Source organism: Paenibacillus silviterrae, from assembly GCF_030167925.1.
GTDB lineage: Bacteria > Bacillota > Bacilli > Paenibacillales > NBRC-103111 > Paenibacillus_G > Paenibacillus_G silviterrae.
In genome coordinates this window covers 4749107-4773761 of the sequence record NZ_JASKUT010000001.1, presented here as the reverse complement: position 1 = coordinate 4773761, position 24655 = coordinate 4749107, and the positions used below count along the sequence as shown (strand labels likewise).

The following is a 24655-nucleotide window of genomic DNA, read 5'->3' as shown; positions in this document are numbered from 1 at the left end:
AGTTCTAGTTTGCTTCTAGTAAGAGGTTTTTGGACTATGGATTCATCTCGTGTTCTTCGTTAGAGGTTAATACCCCATTTAAAAAACGTAGCTTCCTTCAGTGAACGCATGCTTTACCCCCGCCCCTTGGATAGATGTGACGAATTTCCTATCTGTTTTCTGCTAACGTTTTTCGACTTGTAGCTTGAGGAGGCTGCTCCATCCACCCGTTTTTTATCATAATGTTAGTAGCATCTTCCAAAAAATGGGCTGTTTCTGCCAATAAACGTGTAAAATGTAGCCCGACATCTCGTCTGCTACATAAACCTATTGCAGAGCCGTACTTGCTTATGAGCACAGAACCTAGTACCATAATGAAAAACATCATCATTTTATCGCTGAATGGGGGTATGGTTGAATTCGTTACTTCATCTTCGTAAGTGGTTGGGGAAGGCAAATCATCTTCTCTTAGCAAGGATGTAAATACGTCAATGTGTTTATCACAAATTTCCTTTCCTCTAACAAAAAATTCACGGATGTCTTTTGATTTTGCTATTTGACTGTACGACATGAGCTTTGCTCCTCCGAAAGCTACCCCTCTTATATTAAAAACTAATTGATTAATTTCAATCGCACTTAAAGGTCTTCTATCGCCAAACCAGCCTGTTAAAAATCCTTGTTGATGTACATAATCTGCTTTTTCGGGTAAAGGAATAGTTGGTGCGGAATTTTCTAATCCTTTTTTTACCAATAAATCTTTACTTTGATTATAAAGTTTTGTAGTTAAAGAAATACAATGAGTAAAAAAGTCGCGGACATCCAATCGAGTTGAATTCACTAACGAAAGAGCGTAAAACTCTAATCCATTCTGAGCTAAGGCATTATATTGAATAAGAGCAAATCGGTCGGAATATAACCGAGGGGCTTTTAAATCTACATCTTCTTCAGTAAATCCAAACGGCAATGGAAAGTTTTCTTGTTTCAAGATTTTCTCTGTAATATAAATAATCTCCTGAGAAATTTCTAATGTTAATTGTATAATGGAGCGAATTTCTCCATCCTCACATTTTTTCATGTAATAAGGTATTGAAAAAATATACACTGAATTATTCATATACGTTGTCCAGAGATTTGCAATTTCAGAAGCATTTAATTGTATTTTCACCATGAACCCTCCATCTGCATCATTGACTTAAGTTAATTTACCCATTTTTTTAAATAAAAAACGAAATTTAGAAATTGTGCATGGGGAAATCTGCAGTTAGCTTAACGGCACTTTCAAGACCGTGTTTGTATGACTATCCTTCTTAAGGAAACTGAAAATATACCCTACCTGTTACTGAATGCGCGTTAAAAAATAGCCCGATGAATCAAGGTTTTTTGATTCACCGGGCTATTTTCTTTTAGCAAATTAACGTTCCAATCCTACCGTGATTGCCGCTGCCGCATGGCCTCGAACAAAATCACCGTAGCCGCCATAGCCGCATTCAACGACTCCGCCCGGCCTTGCATCGGTATAAGCACATGCTGCCCGGTCAGCGCGCGCACTTCCTCAGATACGCCCTGCCCTTCGTTACCGATTACAATCCAAGTGGGACCGCGGAAGTCATAATCATAACAGCTCACAGCACCTTGCAGGCTGGTTGTTACGATGCCTACGCCCGTATCCGCCGCCTGGGGCAGCCATTCCGTCAACACTCCCTGGGCAATCGGAAGGTGAAACAAGGATCCCATCGTCGAGCGCACGGTCTTCGGATTGTACAGGTCCACTGTACCCTTTCCAAGCAGCACTCCAGAAGCGCCCACCGCATCGGCACTGCGAATGATCGTGCCCAGATTGCCCGGGTCCTGTACGCCGTCGATCACTACAACCAGCCCGCCGCTGGCAGAAGCCTTCAGCACGTGCTCCGGCTTCCATGGCAGCTTCGGCATGACGGCAAATACCGGCTGCGGAGTTTGGGTGTCCGTGCACTTGGCAAGCACTGCTTCACTGACGCCGACACACTCGATGCGCTGCTCGGCAGCCAGCATCAGCAATGCTCTCAGCTCTTCCGAAGGCCGCTCCCGTTCGGCTGAATACACGACGGTGTACGGCTGAATGTCCGACCGAAGCGCTTCCTGTACAAGATGAAGGCCTTCAATAAGAAAATGTCCTTCCTTATCGCGGCCCTTTTTATCTAACAAGCCCGTCCATTGCTTCACCCGCGGATTCTGCAGGGAGCTGATTTCCATAGTATAAGGTACCTTTATCGAATTCATTCGTCTACTCCGTAAATGCTTTTTCGAAACGCTGCAGATCCGTATTTTTCCCGACAACTACCAAAACGTCGCCTTGCTTAATCAGATCATCCGCATGAGGCGCAATATTCATCTTGCCGCTTGATTTGATCGCCATGACGTTACACCCGAACCGGGCACGAATGTGCAGATCGCGCAAGCTCTTGCCGTACAATCCTTCCGACGCTTGAATCTCCACGATGCTGTGATCGTCGGAAAGCTCAATATAATCAATGATATTGGGGGAAATGAGGTGATGCGCCACACGCTGGCCCATATCCCGTTCAGGGTAAACGACCTTGTCCGCACCGACTTTTGTCAGCACCTTGCCGTGCAGCTCATTCTGAGCCTTAACGATGACGGTAGGCACTCCGATTTCCTTCAGTATAATGGTGGTTAATATGCTTGCTTGAATATCTTGTCCGATCGCCACAACAACCACGTCAAAATTCCGAATGCCGAGCGCACGCATCGCATCTTCGTCGGTGGAATCCGCTTGCACGACATGCGTTACCAAATGGGCTGCCTCCTGCGTCCGCTGGTCCGAGCTGTCAATCGCCAGTACTTCGTATCCCATATCGGCGAGCGATTTGGCAACGCTATGCCCGAATCGTCCCATACCGATCACAGCAAACTGCTTCTTCATAAGCTTCGCCTCCCGATTTCATTATACCAAAGTGCTGGTCATCACGCCAAAATGACAATCATGTGGCAAGCATGAAGCTTGCGTAAGTTGCGCATATTACAAAGTAGAACGGTACAGAATGACGAAATCGGAGGAATCTTTCATGAACCTAAACCTAAGGCAAGCCATTGTTCAACGAGTGCAGGGAAAGAACGACGAAGAGCTGCGCGGCGTCATCGAGGACTCAATCGACGCGCAGGAGCAAGTACTGCCCGGTCTTGGTGTCCTTTTTGAAATTATATGGAAGAACTGCGGTGCAGATGTTCAGAATCAGCTGATTTCCACACTGAAGGACCATGTCAGTACAGCCAAAGTATAATCCATCCATATAAAAAGCCACGCCGCGCGTATGTAGTCTCTACGCGAAGCGTGGCTGTTTTATTCTCTTATTTAATCCAAAATACCCTTCACTAAGCCGGATGGCATGGCCTTCGGACGATCGCAGGTGCTTTGCATTTGATAATGCTTGCCTTGGTCGGAAGAATCGTGGAAGCCATGCATGGCCTCCAGAACATGATAAGCAAGTTCTCCATTAGCCCGATTCAGACGACCGCCGCGAATCGCATACGCCATATCGAGCACGCCTAGACCGCGTCCGTTCTCCGCATAACCGTGTGACAGAGGGATCTCCATCCATTCCTTTGCGTCATGACGCTTCAGCCGCACCGGACCGCCGAACGTATTCGGATCCGGCACACTGATCGTACCCAGGCTGCCGTATACCTCGATGCGTGGAAGCTGCGCGCCGCCGAACACATCGAAGGAAGTAATGATCGTTCCGATCGCACCGCTGTGAAAATCAAGCAAACCCGCCACATGAGTCGGCGTTTCGACCTGAATCGTCTGACCGTACTTCTTCTCGCTTGTAATCGTCCGCTCAGGGAAGCTCACCTTCGTCATCCCGCTCACTTGCCGGATCGGCCCGAGCATGGCGACCAGCGCCGTTAAATAATACGGTCCCATGTCAAACATCGGTCCGCCGCCCTTGGCGTAATAAAACTCCGGATCCGGATGCCAGTGCTCATGGCCGCGGCCCATCATGAACGCTGTGGCCGCCACCGGCGTACCGATCCAGCCGTCCTCTATCAGCTTGATCGAGGTTTGAATGCCGCCGCCCAGGAACGTATCCGGCGCACTGCCAACGAGCAGCTTCTTCTCAGCTGCCTTAGCCAAAATTTGCTGCCCTTCCTCACGGGTAACGGCCAGCGGCTTTTCTACATACACGTGCTTGCCCGCTTCCAGCGCTTTCAAGCATACCTCTGCGTGCGCCGCCGGAATCGTCAGGTTGATCACGATATCAATCTCCGGATCGGCGAGCAGCTCCTCTACGGAGCATGCCTTCGCTACGCCGTGCTCCTCTGCTGCGGCCTGAGCGCGCTCCAGACTCAAGTCCGCACAGGCGGCAACCTCCATATCGGGGTACGTGCTGCAGTTTTTGAAGTAGATGCCGCTTATTTTGCCGCAGCCGACAATTCCAACTCTGATCTTCTCCATGGTTCGCGTCTCCTCCTAGTTGCTGTCGCCCATACCGGTATATTGGGCCCCTGCGGCAACATTTGCTTCTTGAGCCAATCGCTTTCCTTCGGCTGCCCAGAGGAAGCCGCGGCGCATCATTTCCTTGACCTCTGGCATATCGACGATATTCGCCTGATGACCGAGCGAATTATAGTAAACGCGGCCTACACCCCATCGCTTCGTCCATACTACCGGCATATCTACGCTCTTGTTGAGCGAGTGCGGTCCCGGAACGACGGGGAACCGTGTCGTAGCCAATACCTCTACCGCCGGGTCGACGTGAAGGTAGTACTGCTCGGTTTTGACCGTAAAATCCTGCATTCCGTCTACAAGCGGACTGGAGCTGTGCTTGATGTTCACCACATACTCCACGCCGTCGTTACCGGGATGCGCCACCCATTGACCGCCGGTCATGAACTGCCAGTCAACATTATTGCGGAACGAATCGCACATGCCTCCGTGGCAGCCTGCGATACCAACACCGCTCTGTACCGCCTCCGATACATTGGCAACCAGCTGCTTGGTGATTTCACCCATAGTCCATGCCGGAACAATCAGATCGAGCCCCTTCAGCTTCTCCCGATCCGCGAAGGCCTCCAGCGTGTCGGATACCTCGACCTCGAAGCCTTCCTCCGTCAGCACGCTTCTGAAAATTTCCGCAACCTCCTGCGGCTGGTGGCCGAGCCATCCTCCCCATACGATCAAAGCTTTCTTAGCAGTCATGGTTTATTTCGCTCCTTCTCTCGGAATGTGATAGCCTTACAATTCTTCGACCTTAACCCAGCGGCGTTCGGCAATGGAAAGGTCTACCGCCTCCAGCACCTGCTGGCACTTCACGCCGTCGACGAAATTAGGCACCGGCTGGCGGTCTTCCGCCATCGCCTGCATCAGCTCAACCACCTCGTGAATGAACGTATGCTCATACCCGATCGTATGTCCTGCCGGCCACCAGGCATCTGCATAAGCATGGGGCGCATCCGTTGCCAGCACGCGCCGGAAGCCCTGAACATCCTCGGCATCGTCGGTGAAGTACACCTGGAGCTCGTTCATTCTTTCGAAGTCGAACTTCACGCTGCCCTTGGAGCCGTTAATTTCGAAGGAATTCGTGCAGCGGTGGCCCGGTGCAAAACGCGTCGCCTCAAAGCTGCCGAGCGCCCCGTTCGCAAACCGGGTCAGGAACAGCGTAGCATCATCAACGGTTACCGGCCCTTTCGGCGCATCGGCGCTTCCTTTGGCGCTGAGTCCCGTCATGGAGGTCGGCAGCGGACGCTCCTTGATGAAGGTCTCGCTCATGCCGATCACCTCATTCATATCGCCTACCAGGAAGTGCGCCAAGTCGATCAAATGAGCGCCCAAATCACCGTGGGAGCCGGAGCCCGCCACTTCCTTCTGAAGACGCCAGACAAGAGGAAAACTCGGATCTACGATCCAGTCCTGGAGAAACCACGCGCGGAAGTGATAGATTTGACCCAATCTTCCTTCCTCGATCAGCTTCTTCGCAAGCAGTACAGCCGGAGCGAAACGATAGTTGAATCCGACCATATGCTTCACACCGGCTTCCTCGGCAGCCTTCAGCATTTCCCGCGAATCGGCTAGAGTGAGTGCCAGCGGCTTCTCGCAGAACAAATGCTTCCCGGCCTTGGCGGCAGCCAGGGCAATTTCCTTATGGGCATCGCTCGGGGCGTTAATGTCGATCAGATCGATGTCCTCGCGCTGAACCAGCTCCCGCCAATCCGTCGTATAGCTTTCCCAGCCGAACTGCTCGGCCGCTTGGGCAACGCCCTTCTCATCCCGGCCGCAGATCGCCTTCATGACCGGCTTCGTCACCTTAGGAAAAAACATCGGCAAATCCCGGTAAGCATGGCTGTGCGCCTTGCCCATAAACTTGTAACCGACCATTCCCACGCGTACTTGCTTCATCCTTACTTCTCCTCCTTAAGGTTGGTTATGAGACCGGCAGGACGCGCGCACGACCAGCCGTGTATCCAGCTTGATTTGGATGGTGCCCTGCTCTTCCGCCCCGCTGGGATGGACACGCGAGAGCACCTCTTCCGCAGCGGCGCGACCCATCTCGTAGAAAGGCACGGCTACCGAGGTTAACGGAGGATCCGTTATGCGTGCCGTATCGGAATCGTCGTAGCCGACGATCGCAAGCTCCTTGCCCCCGGCTACACCGAATTCCCTTAAGCCCTGCATGAGCCCCACAGCCATGCGATCGTTCGAAACGAACACCGCATCGATCCGATCCAGCTGTTTGTAGATCTCTGAAGCTATTTTATAACCGCTGGTCCGGCTGTAATTTCCTTCGTAGTATAAGTGTTCCGGAATATCCGGTTCACCTTGACTGTTGTTTGAGAACCGGCCGGCCTCCTGCATTGCCTTCAGATAGCCTTTTCTCCGATCCCGGCTGTTGGAAAACTCGGGCGGACCGCTAATGAAAGCAATCTCCCGATGACCTTGGTCCAGCAAATGCCGAACGGCGTCGTAGCTGCCCTTCACATGATCGGCGTCCACCTCATGAAACCGTTCTCCTTCAAAGTGCTGGTTCACCAGGCAGAACGGATGTCCCGCTTCCTCCAGCTTGCGGAGCTCCTCTCTTTCGCCGGGCGTGTCGGTAGCGCCGAGAATGATGCAGGCGTCGACCTTCTGCGAACGGAAGAGCTGGATGTAATCGCTTTCCTCTCCCGGGGCACGGAACATCAGCAGCATATCGTAGCCCTTCTCTTTCACTTTCTCGCCAATACCGCTTAACACCTCGGAAAAATAATACGTAGAGAAAATATGTACCTTCGGCACGTATGGAAGCACAATGCCCAAATTTCCGCTTCTTCCCCGGGCGAAGTTCTGAGCGATCGCGTTCGGATGATAATTCAATCTCTTCGCTGCCTCGAGGACGCGCTGTTTCGTCTCCTCCTTCATCGGACCGACATTGTTAAAGACGCGCGACACAGTCGCCTCGGATACTCCCGCGGCATCAGCTACTTCTCTTCGGGTAACGATAGGTTCCACCTCCTCGGGTTAAATCTATGTGGTATTTCATGATGACCATCACCAATGTACGCGCGTTCATTATCTCATGAGGCACATGGTCTGTCAATCCGTTTCTTGGAAAATATATGCTTGCTGTCTTCGGCTGCTCCGCCAATTAGCGTCCCTCTGTGCCGCTATTCGCTCCCTCCCGCCAGCCGCTCCGCCGAATAACGTCCCCCAGGGACGTTATCGACCCGCATCCCCGGCACCGCCCCAAACTCGCTCCAAAAAAAAGAACGGCTCTACAGCCGTCCATACGCCTTTGCATACCGTACAATGCGCCGAAAGATGCTTTTATCCTTCAGCTTTTTGAAGATAAACGGGTCAGGGCAAGTGTTGACCTCAAGAATCCACGGGTGCAGCGTCTTATCCAGCGCCACATCCAGACCGATCTCGCGAATCCCGGGGTGCTTACGGTGCAGGCGCTTCGCTACGACCAGTCCCAGCTCTCCCAGCCTGCCCGCAAGCAGTCTTCGTCCGTCCAAGGACACATGCCCGCGCAGCAGCCGTCCGACCGCCGTCACCTTGCCCCCGTTATGAATGTTCGTCACGACCTTCTTCGGGGCGGCCAGACGTCCGACGATGCCCGTCGTCTCCCATTGACGCCTCGGATTTTGCTGCACCATGACCCGAATATCGAAACGTCTGCCGCGATATTTCAGCAGATGAATCCCCTTTTGCACCAAATACTGTCTTCTTCTTGTCAGTCGCCGTATCACAGAATACATCTTGTTATAGCTGCGGAAGCTGCGCACCTCCGTCCCGGTTTGAAAACGATATAGGAAGCCTTCCTCCGCCTCCTCACGTTCCACGCGCATGACACCGATGCCGAAGGTGCCTTTGTTTGGCTTAATATATACCATTTGATAGCTTTCCAGCATGGATAATAGGCTCCGACGCGTCATCCTCCGGGTATCCGGCACGAAGATCCGCGTCCGCGGCGAGGCCAGCAGCAGTTTGGTCTTGATCCACTTGCTGGTCACATGCCTCTTGCTCTTATGCTTTCTCAACTCATCCACCATCCTTCTGCCTTTAGCCACATTACCGGTTTCCCGTTATTTTATGTGGGCGGTAGGTGAATGGTTATAGGATATCCGCCCATTTCACGAGCTCATCCCATCCTGCATCCGATTAAACAAAAAAGCCAAGCCCACCGCCATGCCTAAGCATGCTGTGATGAGCTTGACCTCTTACTTCCGCCTTACGGGGCTGTTTCCAAAAACTTAGCGTCAGGACATTTTTCCATCGCCGTCCGCAGCGCATATTCGTTCTCGAAGAGCGCAACGAAGTTCCCCTTCTTATCCGTAACCAGCTGCGAATTGATGCGGAATTTCGAAGTATCCAGCTTTTCGTCGACAATCCAACGGGCGAACTGGTAGGTCATGCGCGACAGCTGCACCTCGACTCCATACTCCGCCTTCATCCGGTACTCGAATACCTCGAACTGGAGCTGACCGACGACACCGAGAATCAGATCCTCGAAGCCGATCGTCTTGAACACCTGAATCGTGCCCTCCTCCGTCAGCTGGTCCACACCCTTCTGGAACTGCTTATGCTTCAGCGCGTTCTTCACCGTGACCTTCGAGAACAGCTCCGGCGAGAACGTCGGCAACTCGTCAAATTCCATCGAAGCGCCTTGACAGAGCGTATCGCCAATGTTGAAAATTCCCGGATCGAACAATCCGATGATATCCCCCGGATACGCCTCGGCCACAATATCCCGATCCTGAGCCAAAAATTGCTGCGGCTGAGCAAGCTTAATATCCTTGCCCACTCGAACGTGCTTCACGGACATGCCGCGCTCGAACTTGCCCGAGCAGATGCGCAGGAAGGCGATGCGGTCGCGGTGAGCCGGGTTCATATTCGCTTGAATTTTGAAAATATACCCTGAGAACTTCTCATCTAACGGCTCTACCACGCCTGAGTTGGTCTTACGCGGCGTCGGTGCGGGCGCCAGCTGCAGGAAGTTCTCCAAGAACGTCTGCACGCCGAAGTTGTTGATGGCCGAGCCGAAGAATACCGGTGTCAGCTCTCCCCGAGCCACCTTCTCGTAGTCGAACTCATCGCCTGCTACATCGAGCAGCTCCAGATCCTGCTTCAGCTGGTCATAGAAAAATTCACCGGCTACCTCTTGCACAACCGGATCGTCATAACCGCTGACCTTCCTCACCTTGATCTCCCGGTGGTCTTCGCCCTGGAACAGCTCCAGCTGTGTTTTCTTGCGGTCATAGACTCCGCACAACTGCTTGCCCATGCCGATCGGCCAATTCATCGGGTACGAGCGAATGCCCAGCACGTTCTCCAGCTCCTCGAGCAGGTCGAACGGATTTTGCCCTTCCCGGTCGAGCTTGTTAATGAACGTAAAAATCGGAATGCCCCGCTTGCGGCACACCTGGAACAGCTTCTTCGTCTGGGCCTCGACCCCTTTGGCCGAGTCGATCAGCATTACGGCGCTGTCTGCCGCAGTGAGCGTCCGGTACGTATCCTCGGAGAAGTCCTGGTGACCGGGAGTATCCAGAATGTTGACCTTATGTCCTTCATAATCGAACTGCATAACGGAAGAAGTAACCGAGATCCCTCTTTGCTTCTCGATCTCCATCCAGTCGCTCGTCGCATGCTTATTGGCCTTGCGGCCCTTGACCGTACCCGCTTCGCGAATCGCGCCTCCGAACAGGAGCAGCTTCTCCGTCAGCGTCGTTTTCCCGGCGTCCGGGTGAGAAATGATCGCGAACGTGCGGCGTTTTAACACTTCATCCTTCAGTTGATCTGATAAGCCTGTACTCATGATTGTGGTTGATCCTTCCTTAAGTTAATTTCACGGTCCAATCCGCTTCCTTAAGCCATGTCCGGGTTGGGAAATCCCGCCCGCGAAGCGTCACTCGATCCTTATATACCTGTACGTAAAGCCCTTGTGATTTTTCCTTGGAGGCATTCTGGTAGCTGCGGTTCAGCACGCGCCCTACCGACGAATTATGGAAATAATGGAACGTTTCCTTCTCGTAATGCTCGACCCCGTTCTGGAAATCCTGATGGCGATGGCCGCAGAACACGAACACATTCGGGTACGGCTTCAAAATTTCGCGCAGCTTGATCGCAGGGAGGACCGAATGGCTCCCCCCGTCTTTGCCTTTTGGCGGCAGCGGCTGATGGGTCATGATAAACACCGGCTTGCGGTCCTTCTGCTGGGCCAGGCGACCCTTCAACCACTCCAGCTGGTCGTTCGAGTACCACGCGCCCTCGCCGACCTCCGGTTTTTCCTGAACGTACGCCTCCTGGGACAGCAGGATCAGCTGATAACCATTGACCGTTGCGTCATGGTACACATTCTTCAGCCCGAAAAATTTCATGAACCGCTCGCGCGACTGCCAGTCGGTCTTGCTGTTCGGCATCGTATCCTTGTTGAACCCGCCGTTCTTATCGATCCAGATATCGTAATAATCGTGGTTCCCCATATTGGCATAGAGCGGCGGCAGCTTATAGCCCTCGAGCAGCTTTTGCAGCTCCTTGTAGTCGGACTCCCGGCCGTATTCCGTCAGATCCCCCGTCATGACAACCGCTTCTACCGGTCCGTCGAACTTTGTAATGTCCTCCAGCGTTTCTTTCATATGCGTAATCGTATTCGGGTCATCTCTCGAAATATGAAGATCGCTTAAGATAAAATAAGAGAACAGCGGCGCATTCGGATCCGCAGCAGCGGGTGCGGCGGGGGCAGGCGTCGGCTCCGTCTTCGGGGCCACAGGGGCAGTCCCTCCGGCCTGCTGCGTCTCGATAGACTTCTGCAGCAGCCGATACAATCCGGTACCCGAGGCACCGATCAATACCAGCAAACCTAGTAACCAACCTATAAAAGCTCGTCTTGTCACCTAATCCCACTCCTAGTCTGACTTCCTTGACGACGTGCTACCCTCTATTATATAACGTTCCCCCCAAGAGTGCACTTTTTCCGGCAATAAAAAGAGGGCTTATGCAGCCCTCAGATTTTTCCACCCAAATCAAGCGGCTTAGCGCTGAACCAAGCCCCATACAACCTCGCCCTCATCCTGTCCGTTGACCGGCCACCAGCGGAAGCCGTCCTCCGCCACCAGCTGCTGAGCACGCTCAGGTCCCCATGTACCCGCGGAGTACTGCTGAAGATCCTCCGTGCGCTCGCCCCACGCGGCGGCGATCTTGTCCACGTATTTCCAGGCCAGCGCCACCTCATCCCAACGGGTGAAGTACGTCGAATCCCCGCGGGCGGCGTCATACAGCAGGCGCTCGTAAGCCTCAGGGGTGTTCAAGCCCACCTGGCAGCTTTGGCAGAAATCCATGGCGATCGGAAGGATGCTTCCGTCGGAGCCCGGCTCCTTGGCATTCATCTTGAAGTAAATGCCTTCCATCGGGTTGACCCGGAAGACGAGCAGGTTCGGCTCCAGCTTGTGCTTTTTGGACAGATAAACGTTGTTCGGCACATTCTTAAACTCCACAACGACCTCGGTCGTCTTCACCGGGAGCCTCTTGCCCGTACGGATGTAGAACGGCACCCCGGCCCAGCGGAAATTATCCACGAATACTCTGGCGGCGAAATACGTTTCCGTCGTCGACTCCGGATTGACCTTGTCCTCTTCCCGGTAGCCCGCTACCTGCTTGCCCTTGCTTGTCCCGCTTACATATTGGCCGCGAACCGTATTCGCGCGAACCTCCGCCGCGGAATTGAAGCCGCGCAGCGAGCGGAACACCTTCACCTTCTCGTCGCGGATGTCTTCGGGGTGCAAGCGGCTCGGCGGCTCCATGGCCATGATCGCCAGCATCTGCAGCATATGGTTCTGGCCCATATCCCTAAGGGCTCCCGAATGGTCATAATAACCGCCGCGCTCCTCTACACCTACCGTTTCGCTAAGCGTAATCTGAATATTGGAGATATACCGGTTGTTCCAGAGCGGCTCGAAGAAAGCGTTGGCGAAGCGGACCACGCTGATATTTTGAACCATTTCCTTACCCAAATAATGGTCGATCCGATAAATCTCATCTTCGTTGAATACTTGTCGAATCTCGGAATTCAGCTTCTCAGCCGACGGCAGATCGTAGCCGAACGGCTTCTCAATCACCAGACGGTGCCAGCCCTCGGATTCGAGCAGCCCGCCGGCCTGCAGATTGTGCGACACATTGCCGAACAGCTCCGGCGCCAGCGCCAAGTAGAACAGGCGATTGCCGCCTACCGTAAACTTGGTGTCCAAACGGTTCGTCAGCTCGTTCAATTGGCGGAAGCCGTCAATGTTATTGATGTCGAGCGACATGTATTCAAAATGATCCGCGAAGGAGTCCCAATGCTCGTCCTGCGTCACATTATAGCGGGCAAATTCTTGGATGGATTCCAGCAGGTCTTGGCGGAATTGCTCGTTCGTACGGGGACGTCTTGCAACGCCGACCACGGCAAAGCGGTCTCCAAGCTTCCTCTCGCGGTATAGCGCATAGAAAGCCGGGAACAGCTTACGTCGGGCCAGATCCCCCGTAGCTCCAAATATCAAAAATACGGCAGTCGTCATAGTCTCCTCATTCTTTCTATCATAAATTTTGTTTTGTATACGCAAGTGGCAAAACATTCCTGTTCGTGTCGACATTATTAGCATAACGAAAACCTGCCGGAGATTCAACTCATAAGACTTATCATTTTGATAAATCTAATGAATTACGGCAGGATGATTGCTATAACATCGGATTAATATTCTGTTGTAATCATCGGTGTGCCTAGAGTAAGTCTCTTGGAGCCGTCTTTGGAATCGGTATGGAGGCCGACCTGCAGGTGGATCTCCTTCTTTCCGCTCTTCACCGAGTGCTTCAGCTTGGAGGAGGTATAGCTGACGCTAACCGTTCCGCGATCTTCATAACGTTCCGCTTCTACCGCGGCGAGCGGGGCTGCGATCCGGCCCAATACATCCTCCGCTTCCGCCCGCTGCAGCTGCCTGCTCAGCTCGCCCTGAACCATCACATTCCATACGGGCTGCCATTGTGCTTTCGTCTGCAGCTCGTGCTCAAGCTCTTGCTGCCAGACCGGCAGCTTGCTCAGCTCGGCTGCGGTGATCGTACATTCCTTTTTCACAATGACGAAGGTTTGAGCATCCTCCCACCAAGTAAGCAACAGCGTTTTTGTACAGCCGTCCGCCGTCTCCAGCTCCTGACGGTATACCGTTTCCCCCTGCTGCTCGCGCAGCTCATACTCCTCCTTCGGCATGCCGAGCAAACCGCCCAGCTCCTGACCGTAGCCAAGCAGCTTCGCCTTCTCCGTATAGCTGCGGTAAGGGCCCGATGCCTTGAGCACAACACGAACCGGAGTTTCTTTGTCGTAGGCTTGGACCGCTTGCTCAGTCAGCATTTCCGCATCCTGATAGGCGCCGCTAGTAAGCATTCCCTGGGCCTGCACCGTCCATGCGCTTGCCAGTAAGATCGCTGCAGCCAACAAACCAAGCATCCAACTTGTCCGTGTTCTCATCGTCATCGTTCCCTCCGCTTTCCGAATCTAGTAACTATCATCTATCAAAAGCATATCCTGATTCGATAGAAAATATACCAAACCCTGAGAAATGGGCGGATTCACCCGGGCATCCGTCTATGACGACAGAGACATTCGCGCATACATTGCCTATGTATAGATGCCATGGAGGTGTGTTGGACGTGAAGCCGATTCATCCGATTTGCGAAGCCAGCTGCAAGGAGCATTACGGGAAGCCGGTACTCATTTATTTGAAGGACGGCGGGGAAGTGTTCGGGGTTCTAAGTCGACTTGAGAACGATCAGCTGATTCTGAACGAAGACCCGAGTGTCGCCGTTACGACGAAGAACAAGAAGAAAGGCAAGGCCGTCATCAAGGGGAAAAAAGGCAAAAAAACGGCTCCCGTAGATGCCGCGACCTCGGCCTATCCATTCGCTCCCTATCCGTATCCACCTTTTTACCCGGGAGGAAGAATCGTCCTCGATATTGCCTTGATCGCGCTGCTCTTTGTCTTAATTTAAGGGAAATATCAAAAAACCAAGGCTGAAGCGGAGACTCTTTCTGAGCTCTCGCATGCCTTGGTTTTTCATTACCTTATATCTTTAATGAGAAAATAACAGCGAATCCGCGGCTCATACTGAACCGCCGAAAATCCTTTGGCTTGGTAAAAGCTCTGGGCCTTCCGGTTGCTTTCATCGACCCATAACCCGACGCTGCGGCTGCCGGAGCGCAGTGCCACCCGCTCGGCTTGCTTCAACAGTGTGCCGCCGATGCCTCTGCCTTGATATCTCGGATCGACGGCCAGCATATCTACGAGCAAGATGTCCCGTCCCGATCTCAAAGAGATGAAGCCGATCACGGCTCTGCTCGGTGCTGTTTGTACATACGTGCTGCAGTGCTTCAGCCGATTTCTCAGCGTGCTTAGCGTGAAGCTCAAGTTCGGCCTGGCCTCTCTGGCAAAAGGCACGAGCAGCCGATTGACCAAATGAAAGATCGTTCCGTCGTCCTGTCTTGGGATGCGTTTGCGCAGCATCGGTACCGCCTCCGTCCGCCCCACATAATGGAATAATCCATTTTATGTTGAGCTCGCGGCAACGGTTATAGGCTATTTCAGATATTTCTTTCCGACGAACGCCATAAATAATACGCAAGCTATAATCACGGCTGCAATGACGATGATTTGAATCCAGTTCATGCCTACACGTTCCTTATGATAGGTTGATAAATCATCATATCTCAGCCTTGTGTGAAGTGTCAAGAACGTTTCACAAACCAATTTACGGTAAATCGGGGCTCGGTTATAATGAAATTAAGATGATGAGAACGGAATGAGGTGATTCGTATGGATACATCGGTTCCCAAGGTTACCCGAACGTATCAGACAACGTCTCTTTGGTATTTGATGGATCTCGAACGGGACAAGAGGCAGGAAAAATACGCCTTTTTAAACCCTAATCTTCCCCCGGCGAACGCTCCTTTTTATCGTTATGCATATGAGAGGTATGCCGAGACGTCGGCCCAAAGCCTAGCCTCCCTGCTGAAATCGGCGCACAGCCTGAAGCTGGCGTCGGACGATGTGCGTTCAACTACAGGAGCCTCCGCCCTCGACCGGCGCAAGGTGACCGGCAATTCCCATGCGGTGGCCGCGCAGGCGAAGGATCATGCGGAGCTGCAATCGTTCACTCTGCAGGTTGATCAAGCGGCCGTTTCGCAGAAGAATACAGGGGCCGCGCTGTCACGGCTGGCTCCGTCCTCTGTAGAGGCGGGAAGCCATCGCTTTTCCCTGACGGCCGGGGCTACGACTAAGACGTTTCGAGTGGACTTCTGGAGCGGAGAAACGAATGAGCAGGCCCTTGGGAAAATTCGCCGGGTCATTAACGCGGCCGACATGGGCGTGACCGCTATCCTCGCGCGGGATACGACGAACAGCACGGTAAGACTGGAACTCACGGCGGATGATACGGGCAAGGGGCATGCGTTCTCCTTGAAGGACGAGACGGGCAATGCGGTTGATGCGACCGGCCTTGCTAACGTGGAACGAGAAGCGGAGAATGCACGCTTCCGGGTCAACGGCGGCCCGGCGGTTTCGTCGGATTCGAACAGCGTCAGGCTCGGCGGCGAACAAGTTACGGCTTTCTGGACCAAGGCGACGGAGGGCCCCGTAACTCTGCAGGTGACGCCGGACAACGATGCCGTAGTGAAGCAGATCGCAAAGCTTGTCGAGGCCTATAACGGGCTTGCAGCCGCTGCTGAGGAAGCAGGTGCCTTACTAAGCCCTGCCGTCACTCGCGCCATGGAACGGGCTTTGCCCGAGCGGAGCCTAGAGCTCCTCGGGATCGACAAGCGCAGTGACGGATCGCTTAGGCTGGACCTGGGCGCATCTGGGCTGCAGCGGCGTTTGGAGGAAGACTACGACGCCATTCGGCAGGAACTCATCGGCGCAAGCGGTCTTCCCTCACAGCTAAGCAAGCTCGCCGATAAGCTGACGGGCGCCCCCTCCTTCGCGTTACTCAACGTGCATACGTCACCATACACATCCTTGACGAACTACCAGTATAACCCGATGTATGCCCCGCCGCTCCAGCGGTATTTGCCGGTGCCGTGGACGGGGACACTGATGAATCATCATTTTTAGAGAACATCCCGGATCCATCCTTTTTTGCCCGAAAGGAAGGATGGACCCGGGATGTTTATTTTACTTGTCGGATAGGCACTCGCAGCCAAGCAGAGGCTTCCCCCAGAGGACTCCGACTTGAATTTGTGCTTTTATGCAACTTTTCGACGGCTAGATCCGTTTCCATTAAGGAATTGTGCTAAAACGCAGCTTTCAACGTGCCTATTGGCTACGATTCGATGGTTTACGGATTCCAAAGCTGCGCTTTTGCAGAAATCCCTGCTCAAGTCCCTTACAGCTCTCTCCAATTGTGCTGAATTGCAGAATTCGGTCCTCTCAACAAATTAGCGTGAGGTGCCAGCCAGCCGTTCCTTCCGTATCTGAAGCGAGCAACGGATTGCCGCAGATTTAACTTCTTTCTGCTGCCCGGATTCGTTCAGCAGGAAGAAGCATTCCCGACGGAACAGCTCGATAAGCGCGAACTTGGCGGCCTGCTGGGCTCCCGATGCATCCTGCAGCACATAATAGGCAACCTGATAGCAGTATGCTTCATGCACTCTAAGGACATCCGCTTTCTGATCCGGCAAGAGTTCCTCTCCGAATTCGGCACGTTCTCTTTTCACTTGCAGTGCGGACATACGGACGTCAGCCCCTTCCTCGTCGTGTCAAACATACATCCTTTATCTATATAGACGGTAGTACCCCTGCAAAACTTTCACTTTGTTAATAAAAAAAACCGCCAAAGTTGAAACTCCGGCGATTTGTTCATCAATTGGTCACATCTTACTCGACAAGACCATGTTTAAAAGCATAGATGGCAGCCTGCGTCCGATCCTCCACGCCCAGCTTAGCCAGTATATTCGTTACATGGAATTTGACCGTCTTCACTCCGATGAAGAGCTCGTCAGCCACATCCTGGTTGGACTTCCCTGAGGCGATCAGACGAAGCACCTCCATCTCGCGCTCGGTCAGCTCCTCATGCGGCTGTACCGCCGCCTTCGGCTGGCGGAATCGATTCATGAGCTTGGAAGCCACCTGCGATTCCAGTACCGACTGGCCCTTCACGGCGGAACGTATCGCCTGCGCGATTTCCGCGGCACGCGACGTCTTCAGCAGGTAGCTGAATGCTCCCGCTTCAATGACCGGATAAATCTTCTCATCGTCGATGAAGCTGGTCAGCACGATGACCTTGCAGTCCGGATGCTGCTGGAGCAGCCGGCGTGTCGTCTCGATGCCGTCCATGCCCTCCATGACCAGATCCATCAGCACGACATCCGGCTTGTATTCCAGCGCCAGCCGGATCCCCTCTTGTCCGCTGCTGGCCTCGCCGACCACCTCAATTTCGTCCTCTGTACTCAGAACGGCCGCGAGCCCGATCCGCACCATCTCATGATCATCCACCAGCAGCACCTTAATCGTCGTCTCTTCCACTCTCATGCCCTCCTTCCGCCATAATCGGAACTCGTATATCAATCCGGGTGCCTTTGCCAGGGGCTGTAATCAAATTCAAGGAGCCCCCGATTTCGTTCACCCGCTCCTTCATCGTCACGATGCCATACGACGAATGCTTCTTGTCGTCCAGATTGAAGCCGACCCCGTTGTCCCGTATAAGCAGGCGCAGCGCGTCGGCCGACGGCTGGTTCAGACGAACCTCCAGCTTCGTCGCCTTCGAATGGCGAAGCGCATTCGACATCGCCTCCTGCACGATCCGGAACAGGTGATCCTCGATCCCCTTCGGCAGCCGAATGTCCTCCTCGATCTCCGAGGAGATCTCCATCGGCACCTTCGCCGACAGCTCCTGGAGCAGCTCAAGCAATCCCTCTGACAGCCGCTTCCCTTCTAGATGCACAGGGCGCAGGTGCAGCAGCAGCGCGCGCATCTCAGACTGAGCGACGGAGGCCATCTCCTCTATCAGATGAATTTGCCGCTGCGCCTTGTCCAGATCCTTCTCGAACGTACGGCCCACCGCCGTTGCCGTCATCGAGATCGCGAACAGCTGCTGGCTCACCGCATCATGCAGCTCTCTGGCCAGCCTCTGCCGCTCCTCCACGATCGCGGAGTACTTCGCCTTCTGGGCGAGCTGCGCATTATTGCTCGACAGACGCTGGAGCGAACTGACCTGCTCCTCCCATTTTTTCGTAATGGAGTTGAGCTGCTCTCCGAGGCGTCCGATTTCGTCCTCTCCGAGAGGCGGGACGGAGCGGCTGAGGTTCCCTTTTTCCAGAGACAGCATTACTTCCCTCAGCAGCTCCAGCCGCCGCTTCGTCCGGCTGCTCGTCCAAAGCCCGTAAATTCCGCCGATGATCACGACCATGGTAATCAGGGTCAAGCTAAGCCGAACCCCCTCCTGCCACGACGCGAAGGGAACCATATACCCGTTCGAGCTGAGAAAGTACACCACGACGGCAAACAAAACAAGGCTGAGCCCAATCGACTCCGCCATACTTCGCCATATCATGTTGGTCAGACGTTTCTCCTGCCCGTGGCCGCCCATCGACTTACGCCTCCACTTGAGATTTACACGATTTTGATATCTATATCTGCTACGACGTACGAAATCATAAGTTTCACTTGACGGTCCGCGGAATAATAATTCGGCGACTGCCATACGACCTTGTTGAGTATGCCCGCTTCCTTATGGGTGCCGATATGCGCCTGCCCAAACAACACCGAAGCTGTGACCGATATGCCAATGTCCTCAGGCACGATCAGATCAATATCTGCGATAACGCCCTGCAGGACGATCGTCGTTTCCTTCTGCTCAGGGATCGCATAGGTCAAATCCATCTGCAGCTCACCGAGCACGTTCCAGATGGACATGTTACGCAGAATCCAGGGATCGCGGCCCCAACGGATGCTTTCAATGAGGCTTTGCTTCTGCACATGCTGCTCATCTCTCTGGATCTGCCTTGATCTCACATAGAAAAAGCCGAGGGAGATCAGCACCACCGCGATGATAAGCGGCAGGTTGCCGCCTACCAGAAGCAGCAGCGCGATCGCCATCATGATGTAGCCCTTGCGTGTAGCTCCCGAGCGTATTTTGTGAACGCCTATCAATAAAAGAAAGAGGGCAACGACGGTAAAGAAGCTGAAGTGATTGTCGAGCAGCAGGAACAAGCCGGCCCCGATCAAGATCAGCGCAATGTTGCGGTTGCTGTGTTTCATCCGTGTCGCCCCCCTTTTGTCGGTTCTCAGGTAGTGGTACAAAAAGCCATAGCGGCTGGAAATCATGCCCTCTATGGCCTTTCATAGCATATCATACTTGATTGACAGGCTCAAAGTGTATTTTTCATGAAAGCCGCTTACGCTTGTTCAGCCGACAGCTTCTCTTTCAGCTGCGCCAGCTGATCGTCGATCCGCTGCTGTTTAGCTGTATCAACCGTGGATGCGCCGCCGTAGCCTGCATAAGCACTGCCGGTGTATGGAGTACGAGCGATTTCCGCTTCCACCTCAAGCGCCATGATCTTCTCTTCCATGCGGCGGAAGCCTTTCACCGCTTGGCCGCCTTCGATCACATTGTTCGCCGTCACTTCCGCCATTTGCTTCTTCGCCTTCGCCAGCTGGGCACGGGACACGAGCTCGCTGCGCTTGTTGCGCATTTGGTAGTAGGCATCCTTCATCTCATGCAGCTGCTGAACAAGCTCCGCCGCTTGCACTTTGGACTGCTCGTGCATGTCGGTATACTCGCTGATTTTGCCCTCGTAATACAGCTTCTGCTCCAGCAGCTGGCGCGTTGCGGCCTCGTCGCCGTTCTTGAGCGCTTCCTTCGCCTGCTCTTCCCGCTGAGCGATCAGGCGGATCGTTTCTTCCAGGCGCTGCTTCAGCTTGCGCTCATTGGCGATCTGGCGTGCTACCGTAACCTCCGCTTGCGCAATTTCCTCTTCCATATCGCGAAGGTATTGGTTCAGCATCACAATCGGATCTTCCACCTTATCCAGCAGCTCGTGCAGCGAAGCCTTCGTCATATCCTTAATTCTTGAAAAAACACCCATGTTTACACATCTCCTTTAGTTTGGTTGGATTGGTTTTGTTTTTCATATTGCGCTACTTTAGCGCGCAGCTCTTCGATCTCTTTCCACATGGCCTTCTTCTCAATATCCTTCATCATTTCATCCAGATGGCTCTGTTCCACGGTATCTTGCTGCGGAGCTTGCGAAGCCGCCCCGGCGTAGCTTGCTTCATGAGGAGGCGTCCAGCCGCAGCGCTGTGCTTTGCGGTAGTATCTTTCCGCCTTCCTCCACTCTTTCCAGCTGCCGAAATGCTGGCCCCACTGATGCCCGAAGCCGGGACCGCCGGGTCCGGCAGGTCCGCCGCCATAGGCCGAGCCATAAGGACCGGCGCCGATGCCGTTCCAAGGCTCCTTGGGCACTACCAGCGCCGTCAGCAGGTAGAACGGGATGACCGCTCCGCTGGATAAAATCGTAGCACCCACCACAATGACACGAAGCAAAGTAGAATCGATGTTCATGACTTCCGCTAATCCGCCGCACAAGCCGGTCAGCTTGCGGTCGACGCGGGATCGGTACAATTTGGTCATGGCCGCATCCAGCCCTCCTTCTCCAGCTTTTGCCGCAGCTTCGACATTTCCTGCTCGAGCGCGCTGGACGCTGCCGTACTGGCTGTTGTCCAGGCGTCGCGCACTTGCCCCCGCACTTCGCGGAGCGTGCGTGCCGTAATTTCCATGTCGCTTACGCGCTCCTCCAGCCGATCGAACAATCTTGGCGACGGCACTCCGCCCACTTGACGAAGCCGCTCGTTCATGCGCTGCTGCAGTCTTACGGACTCCAATCTTGCAATATAATAAGTACGCTTCGAGGCAATCTCATCGAAATCGGCCTTCAGCTGCTGGATTTGCTCCTCCAGCTCCACGATGCCGAGCTTGCTTTGCTCGTACAGCGCCTTATACTGTCCAGCCTTCTCTTCCTGTTGTAGCTTTTCTTGCAAAGCAAGGCGTGCCACTTCATCCTCGCCGGCCTTCAAGGCCAGCAGGGCTTGCTGCTCGCGGCGCGCTTTGAGCTGCTCCGCCGACGTGTACTGCTGGCGAAGCGATGCCGCATGGGACAAACACTGCTGCAAGAGCCGCTCCGACTCGCGAATTTGCTCGGACTGGGAGGCGAGGTACTTGTCGATCAGCCGTACCGGGTCCTCCGAGTTTTCCAGCATCTCATTGAAAGAAGCTACCGTCAGATCACGGAATCGTTTCCCTAAGCTCATTCCTTCTACCACCTTTTCCAAATTAGTGATCTATCTGTTTGCAACCTTGGGGCTACGTTATACCCACGACTTGCCGCGAAGCATCGAAATCCCGTAAACGATCAACCCGATCGCGATCAGGATGGCGAAGAACCCGGATAGCTTGCCCAGCAGGATGATCCCGCCGAGGCCCATCAGAATCCAACCGATCGCCGTGCGTCCGTTCTTGATTCCGAGATAGCCGAGGCCGACCATCGCAGCCGGGAACAGCCAGCCCATCAGGTGCCCCGTATGCACGCCGATTTTGTTTAGAATGATCAACGAGCCGAAGAAGATAAGCAGAAGTGCCAATCCGCTGTTTCGAGTTAGTTTCATTTGTGTACTCACCGCCTTTCGTTGTGATGTCGTTTGCTTATGTCTTTATTCTAGGGTTTTGGGCGGCTTTCCAAAACGGACCTGCGGCGGTTTTTGATACTGGACCAAAGTCCAGTACCCCCTCCGACTGAAGGCAAGACTACTCCTGGACCCTCCTTGGATAAAATCTCCGCACGAAGACAGACTACGCTATAACTACGTAGACTCGAAAAGGAGACATGACGGAGTGAGACGTTCCTTATGTACTCTGCTTATGGGGTTAAGCCTATTCTGCTTCGCTGCCGGGACCGGCCGAGCGTTCCCTGCCCTGCCTGTAATGACCTCCGAGCCTGACCTCGTGCAAGTGTTTGATGTACAGGAGGAGCGCGTCGTGTCGCGGCTCGGCATGACGCCTGAGATTCGCGAAGCGGCGGCACGCTGGCTCCAAGACGTGAGGGGCGTATCCCCTTGCTTTGAGATCGGGACGAAGAGCGGCATCGTGATCCGCATCCCGCTTCAGCCGAGTCTGACCGTAACGCCGGTCCCCGGGGTCAGCCTTCGCTGCCGTGAGCTCTATGCGCTCATTCCGGCTAAGTCCGTACAAGAAGAAAGCCCCCTTCTGCTGGCTTTCAGCGAAGAGGGCCGTACGTATGCATTTGAATGTAACCGCTCCGTGCTGGAGCCGTTTCTTATTCGATATGGGCTGGAAAAGGAGTTTACTCGGTAGTCCATGGCTGGGGTACTGACCTTACGGTTTCTCCCGTTTGGATCGCCTGTTCGATCAGCAACCCCAAGTACTGGTCGTGCGAAGCCTCGGAGAGACTATAAAATTCGGGGCCGCCTGCCGCATAATCAGCCATTTTTTCCAAGCAATGGGCAATCGCGAGCTCATCGTCATACAGTCTTGCAGGCGCGAACGGATTTTCATAAGCCCATTGCTCCCCGGCCATATAGCCTTGAAGGAAATAGCCTTCTTGATTTTCCAATTCGCCCTTGTTGATCCGCTTCATATCCAGATGCAGCGGCGTCCGGTAATCCTTCATCACAGTAAGGCGGTTATCGAAAATTTCTCCCCGCTCCCCTCTTACGGACAAGTGGTTGGAGCGAATCCAGGACCGGTGCTGATCCTTGGTAAAATCGTAAATCCCCAGCTTATCGCCAAAATCGAGCCAAGCCAGGTCTCTCTGCGCCGGAATCCGCTTCTCCTCCTTCGGGGGACCGCTGCGGTTAGGTCCGGCCATCCATTCGGTATGAAATCTCATCCCCCGAATAGCCGCCTCCTCGAATCCGATCCCCAGCATTCTTCGAATCAAGCTGACGCCATGGTAGAAATGCGATACGGATACGGTGGCTTCCGTAATGCTTCCGAGCCGCCCTTGCTTGATGACGGCAGCCCGGGCCTGATTGACCGGGTGCAGATGATACTGCTCGGCAACCTGGACACGGGCCCGCATGCTTATCAGCTTTTCGTAAAGTGTCGTTAAGCCTTGCAAATCGGCAGCAGGCGGCGTTTCCGCGAGCACGGGGATACCGAGGTTCGACAGCTGAAGCAAATACTCCCCGCGGGCAGAGAGACTTACGGATTCCACCACAAAATCGGGCCGCTCCTTGCTTAATAATTCCTCCAGCGTTCGGTAAGTGTTCACCTTCCACTGCTGCTCCAGTGCCTTGCCCTTGGCTTCGTCCCGAACGACCATACCTCTGACCTGAAACCTGTCCGGAAGTGCCTGCGCGATTCGAAGATAGTATTGCGCCCGAAAGCCAGCACCGCCAAGGATACTGAATGCTGCAGGTTTTCCCATAGTTATCGCTCTTTTCGTTGTGTATTGGATGTTACTTCCGCACTACAAAGCTTAAGCAATCGGAGGACAGGATCACCTTTCGCTCTCCCCGTTCAATATCGAACCGAAGCGGCTTGACCGTAGAATACAGCAGGCTCCAGCCTGTAAACACCGCCTCCAGGTTCTTTACGGCCTGTTCCGTCCTCAGGTTGAGCTCCATCAACGTCTCCAGCGTTTCCCCCGTACCGGCGTCTGTTTCTCTGATGTTCGTGCTCATGATGATGCAGACGATTCCACTCTCCCGGACTCCGCTTCGCATACGCTCCAGCACCTGCCGCCATATCCGCTCCGATTCTACATGCTCTAATGCGGAAACCGCTACAATATAGTCGTAGCTCTGCTCCGGGATCTCGAAGCTTCCTATATCGGACTCGCACGTCTCGATATAATCTCGTACACCATAGTATGTGCCGTATTCCTCCAGCTTCGCCAGAGCCGTATCCATGATGTCCACCCCAACCACCCGGCCGCCCCGTCCCTTCAATGCCTGCGCCAGAGGAATGCTGTTACGCCCTACCCCACAGCCCAGATCGAGTACCGTTACTTCCTCGTAGGCATCGAACGCCCGAAACGTCTCCAACACGGTGCGTACAGGCTTTTGCAGCCACGAGCCCGCTTCAAATAAAGCATGCCTCGCATAACAAGCCTCATGGTACTTCCGTTCCTCTTCACGAATACGTGCGATTCTAGCGTCCATTATC

General features: G+C 53.9%; 27 protein-coding genes. 4 read left to right on the top strand and 23 right to left on the bottom strand.

Annotated features, from left to right (window positions below; translation table 11 throughout):
• Positions 1 to 148 precede the first annotated feature (148 nt).
• From QMO62_RS22260 to QMO62_RS22250, 3 genes are all read right to left on the bottom strand, one after another.
• On the bottom strand, positions 149 to 1147 hold the full coding sequence (locus QMO62_RS22260; protein WP_284644373.1) for a DUF3231 family protein: 999 nt from the start codon (positions 1145 to 1147) through the stop codon (positions 149 to 151).
• A gap of 257 nt (positions 1148 to 1404) precedes the next feature.
• On the bottom strand, positions 1405 to 2211 hold the full coding sequence (locus QMO62_RS22255; protein WP_284644372.1) for a TrmH family RNA methyltransferase: 807 nt from the start codon (positions 2209 to 2211) through the stop codon (positions 1405 to 1407).
• A 31-nt stretch (positions 2212 to 2242) separates the two neighbouring features.
• Positions 2243 to 2902 carry a potassium channel family protein gene (locus QMO62_RS22250; RefSeq protein WP_284644371.1) on the bottom strand — a complete coding sequence of 220 codons (660 nt, stop codon included), beginning with the start codon at positions 2900 to 2902 and terminating at the stop codon, positions 2243 to 2245.
• Between the two features lie 142 nt (positions 2903 to 3044).
• Here QMO62_RS22250 and sspI point away from each other — a divergent pair, with 142 nt between their 5' ends.
• Positions 3045 to 3260: a small acid-soluble spore protein SspI gene (sspI, locus tag QMO62_RS22245; protein WP_284644369.1), complete on the top strand. Its 216-nt coding sequence runs from the start codon at positions 3045 to 3047 to the stop codon at positions 3258 to 3260.
• Between the two features lie 71 nt (positions 3261 to 3331).
• On the opposite strand, the gene QMO62_RS22240 is transcribed toward sspI, so the two are convergent.
• From QMO62_RS22240 to QMO62_RS22200, 9 genes are all read right to left on the bottom strand, one after another.
• Positions 3332 to 4435, bottom strand: coding sequence for a Gfo/Idh/MocA family protein (locus QMO62_RS22240; protein ID WP_284644367.1), 1104 nt, complete (start codon positions 4433 to 4435; stop codon positions 3332 to 3334).
• Between the two features lie 15 nt (positions 4436 to 4450).
• Positions 4451 to 5179: a ThuA domain-containing protein gene (locus QMO62_RS22235; RefSeq protein ID WP_284644365.1), complete on the bottom strand. Its 729-nt coding sequence runs from the start codon at positions 5177 to 5179 to the stop codon at positions 4451 to 4453.
• Between the two features lie 36 nt (positions 5180 to 5215).
• The gene (locus QMO62_RS22230; RefSeq protein ID WP_284644363.1) at positions 5216 to 6376 is read right to left on the bottom strand and encodes a Gfo/Idh/MocA family protein; all 1161 of its coding nucleotides are present in this window, start codon (positions 6374 to 6376) and stop codon (positions 5216 to 5218) included.
• 15 nt (positions 6377 to 6391) lie between these two features.
• Positions 6392 to 7465, bottom strand: coding sequence for a LacI family DNA-binding transcriptional regulator (locus QMO62_RS22225; protein WP_284644361.1), 1074 nt, complete (start codon positions 7463 to 7465; stop codon positions 6392 to 6394).
• Between the two features lie 263 nt (positions 7466 to 7728).
• Entirely contained in the window at positions 7729 to 8496 is a 768-nt protein-coding gene (locus QMO62_RS22220) for a YheC/YheD family protein (protein ID WP_284644359.1), read from the bottom strand.
• A gap of 191 nt (positions 8497 to 8687) precedes the next feature.
• Complete coding sequence (locus QMO62_RS22215) at positions 8688 to 10271, bottom strand: peptide chain release factor 3 (protein ID WP_284644357.1); 1584 nt, start codon at positions 10269 to 10271, stop codon at positions 8688 to 8690.
• Between the two features lie 19 nt (positions 10272 to 10290).
• A complete protein-coding gene (locus tag QMO62_RS22210) occupies positions 10291 to 11349 on the bottom strand; it encodes a metallophosphoesterase family protein (RefSeq protein ID WP_284644355.1) in 1059 nt (352 codons plus the stop codon).
• A 138-nt stretch (positions 11350 to 11487) separates the two neighbouring features.
• Entirely contained in the window at positions 11488 to 13008 is a 1521-nt protein-coding gene (gene zwf, locus QMO62_RS22205; RefSeq protein WP_284644353.1) for a glucose-6-phosphate dehydrogenase, read from the bottom strand.
• A gap of 173 nt (positions 13009 to 13181) precedes the next feature.
• Positions 13182 to 13952, bottom strand: coding sequence for a YwmB family TATA-box binding protein (locus QMO62_RS22200; protein ID WP_284644351.1), 771 nt, complete (start codon positions 13950 to 13952; stop codon positions 13182 to 13184).
• Positions 13953 to 14134: 182 nt separating this feature from the next.
• On the opposite strand from QMO62_RS22200, the gene QMO62_RS22195 reads away from it, so the two are divergent.
• Positions 14135 to 14473: a hypothetical protein gene (locus QMO62_RS22195; RefSeq protein ID WP_284644350.1), complete on the top strand. Its 339-nt coding sequence runs from the start codon at positions 14135 to 14137 to the stop codon at positions 14471 to 14473.
• A 68-nt stretch (positions 14474 to 14541) separates the two neighbouring features.
• On the opposite strand, the gene QMO62_RS22190 is transcribed toward QMO62_RS22195, so the two are convergent.
• Entirely contained in the window at positions 14542 to 14985 is a 444-nt protein-coding gene (locus tag QMO62_RS22190; protein WP_284644348.1) for a GNAT family N-acetyltransferase, read from the bottom strand.
• A 309-nt stretch (positions 14986 to 15294) separates the two neighbouring features.
• Here QMO62_RS22190 and fliD point away from each other — a divergent pair, with 309 nt between their 5' ends.
• On the top strand, positions 15295 to 16587 hold the full coding sequence (fliD, locus tag QMO62_RS22185; protein WP_284644346.1) for a flagellar filament capping protein FliD: 1293 nt from the start codon (positions 15295 to 15297) through the stop codon (positions 16585 to 16587).
• 323 nt (positions 16588 to 16910) lie between these two features.
• Here fliD and QMO62_RS22180 read toward each other — a convergent pair whose 3' ends face one another.
• The 8 genes from QMO62_RS22180 to QMO62_RS22145 form a co-directional block, all read right to left on the bottom strand.
• A complete protein-coding gene (locus QMO62_RS22180; RefSeq protein ID WP_284644343.1) occupies positions 16911 to 17189 on the bottom strand; it encodes a hypothetical protein in 279 nt (92 codons plus the stop codon).
• A 160-nt stretch (positions 17190 to 17349) separates the two neighbouring features.
• Positions 17350 to 18003 (bottom strand): response regulator, encoded by a 654-nt coding sequence (locus QMO62_RS22175; protein WP_284644341.1) that lies wholly within the window; start codon positions 18001 to 18003, stop codon positions 17350 to 17352.
• Positions 17978 to 19060, bottom strand: coding sequence for a sensor histidine kinase (locus QMO62_RS22170; protein WP_284644340.1), 1083 nt, complete (start codon positions 19058 to 19060; stop codon positions 17978 to 17980). Before QMO62_RS22170 ends, QMO62_RS22175 begins: the two co-directional genes overlap by 26 nt.
• Before the next feature lie 23 nt (positions 19061 to 19083).
• Complete coding sequence (gene liaF, locus QMO62_RS22165; RefSeq protein WP_284644339.1) at positions 19084 to 19731, bottom strand: cell wall-active antibiotics response protein LiaF; 648 nt, start codon at positions 19729 to 19731, stop codon at positions 19084 to 19086.
• A gap of 137 nt (positions 19732 to 19868) precedes the next feature.
• A complete protein-coding gene (locus QMO62_RS22160; RefSeq protein WP_284644338.1) occupies positions 19869 to 20558 on the bottom strand; it encodes a PspA/IM30 family protein in 690 nt (229 codons plus the stop codon).
• 2 nt (positions 20559 to 20560) lie between these two features.
• Positions 20561 to 21103, bottom strand: coding sequence for a PspC domain-containing protein (locus tag QMO62_RS22155; RefSeq protein ID WP_284644336.1), 543 nt, complete (start codon positions 21101 to 21103; stop codon positions 20561 to 20563).
• Positions 21100 to 21780 (bottom strand): PspA/IM30 family protein, encoded by a 681-nt coding sequence (locus QMO62_RS22150; RefSeq protein ID WP_284644335.1) that lies wholly within the window; start codon positions 21778 to 21780, stop codon positions 21100 to 21102. The genes QMO62_RS22155 and QMO62_RS22150 overlap by 4 nt, the downstream gene beginning before the upstream one ends.
• 57 nt (positions 21781 to 21837) lie before the next feature.
• A complete protein-coding gene (locus QMO62_RS22145) occupies positions 21838 to 22134 on the bottom strand; it encodes a LiaF transmembrane domain-containing protein (protein WP_284644333.1) in 297 nt (98 codons plus the stop codon).
• A gap of 226 nt (positions 22135 to 22360) precedes the next feature.
• Here QMO62_RS22145 and QMO62_RS22140 point away from each other — a divergent pair, with 226 nt between their 5' ends.
• Complete coding sequence (locus QMO62_RS22140; RefSeq protein WP_284644331.1) at positions 22361 to 22840, top strand: hypothetical protein; 480 nt, start codon at positions 22361 to 22363, stop codon at positions 22838 to 22840.
• Here QMO62_RS22140 and QMO62_RS22135 read toward each other — a convergent pair.
• On the bottom strand, positions 22830 to 23915 hold the full coding sequence (locus tag QMO62_RS22135; protein WP_284644329.1) for a Gfo/Idh/MocA family protein: 1086 nt from the start codon (positions 23913 to 23915) through the stop codon (positions 22830 to 22832). The two genes, QMO62_RS22140 and QMO62_RS22135, sit on opposite strands and share 11 nt — an antisense overlap.
• A gap of 31 nt (positions 23916 to 23946) precedes the next feature.
• Positions 23947 to 24651: a class I SAM-dependent methyltransferase gene (locus tag QMO62_RS22130; RefSeq protein WP_284644327.1), complete on the bottom strand. Its 705-nt coding sequence runs from the start codon at positions 24649 to 24651 to the stop codon at positions 23947 to 23949.
• Positions 24652 to 24655 lie beyond the last annotated feature (4 nt).

What these genes read in the sequence shown, in the direction of transcription:
- QMO62_RS22175 (WP_284644341.1), bottom strand. Translation starts at nt 18,003, where the DNA reads ATGAGAGTGGAAGAGACGACGATTAAGGTGCTGCTGGTGGATGATCAT.
- QMO62_RS22150 (WP_284644335.1), bottom strand. Translation starts at nt 21,780, where the DNA reads ATGAGCTTAGGGAAACGATTCCGTGATCTGACGGTAGCTTCTTTCAAT.
- liaF (WP_284644339.1), bottom strand. Translation starts at nt 19,731, where the DNA reads ATGAAACACAGCAACCGCAACATTGCGCTGATCTTGATCGGGGCCGGC.
- fliD (WP_284644346.1), top strand. Translation starts at nt 15,295, where the DNA reads ATGGATACATCGGTTCCCAAGGTTACCCGAACGTATCAGACAACGTCT.
- QMO62_RS22160 (WP_284644338.1), bottom strand. Translation starts at nt 20,558, where the DNA reads ATGGGTGTTTTTTCAAGAATTAAGGATATGACGAAGGCTTCGCTGCAC.
- QMO62_RS22145 (WP_284644333.1), bottom strand. Translation starts at nt 22,134, where the DNA reads ATGAAACTAACTCGAAACAGCGGATTGGCACTTCTGCTTATCTTCTTC.
- QMO62_RS22190 (WP_284644348.1), bottom strand. Translation starts at nt 14,985, where the DNA reads ATGCTGCGCAAACGCATCCCAAGACAGGACGACGGAACGATCTTTCAT.
- QMO62_RS22230 (WP_284644363.1), bottom strand. Translation starts at nt 6,376, where the DNA reads ATGAAGCAAGTACGCGTGGGAATGGTCGGTTACAAGTTTATGGGCAAG.
- QMO62_RS22170 (WP_284644340.1), bottom strand. Translation starts at nt 19,060, where the DNA reads ATGGGCGGCCACGGGCAGGAGAAACGTCTGACCAACATGATATGGCGA.
- QMO62_RS22235 (WP_284644365.1), bottom strand. Translation starts at nt 5,179, where the DNA reads ATGACTGCTAAGAAAGCTTTGATCGTATGGGGAGGATGGCTCGGCCAC.
- zwf (WP_284644353.1), bottom strand. Translation starts at nt 13,008, where the DNA reads ATGACGACTGCCGTATTTTTGATATTTGGAGCTACGGGGGATCTGGCC.
- sspI (WP_284644369.1), top strand. Translation starts at nt 3,045, where the DNA reads ATGAACCTAAACCTAAGGCAAGCCATTGTTCAACGAGTGCAGGGAAAG.
- QMO62_RS22155 (WP_284644336.1), bottom strand. Translation starts at nt 21,103, where the DNA reads ATGACCAAATTGTACCGATCCCGCGTCGACCGCAAGCTGACCGGCTTG.
- QMO62_RS22135 (WP_284644329.1), bottom strand. Translation starts at nt 23,915, where the DNA reads ATGGGAAAACCTGCAGCATTCAGTATCCTTGGCGGTGCTGGCTTTCGG.
- QMO62_RS22215 (WP_284644357.1), bottom strand. Translation starts at nt 10,271, where the DNA reads ATGAGTACAGGCTTATCAGATCAACTGAAGGATGAAGTGTTAAAACGC.
- QMO62_RS22130 (WP_284644327.1), bottom strand. Translation starts at nt 24,651, where the DNA reads ATGGACGCTAGAATCGCACGTATTCGTGAAGAGGAACGGAAGTACCAT.
- QMO62_RS22200 (WP_284644351.1), bottom strand. Translation starts at nt 13,952, where the DNA reads ATGAGAACACGGACAAGTTGGATGCTTGGTTTGTTGGCTGCAGCGATC.
- QMO62_RS22250 (WP_284644371.1), bottom strand. Translation starts at nt 2,902, where the DNA reads ATGAAGAAGCAGTTTGCTGTGATCGGTATGGGACGATTCGGGCATAGC.
- QMO62_RS22240 (WP_284644367.1), bottom strand. Translation starts at nt 4,435, where the DNA reads ATGGAGAAGATCAGAGTTGGAATTGTCGGCTGCGGCAAAATAAGCGGC.
- QMO62_RS22260 (WP_284644373.1), bottom strand. Translation starts at nt 1,147, where the DNA reads ATGGTGAAAATACAATTAAATGCTTCTGAAATTGCAAATCTCTGGACA.
- QMO62_RS22255 (WP_284644372.1), bottom strand. Translation starts at nt 2,211, where the DNA reads ATGGAAATCAGCTCCCTGCAGAATCCGCGGGTGAAGCAATGGACGGGC.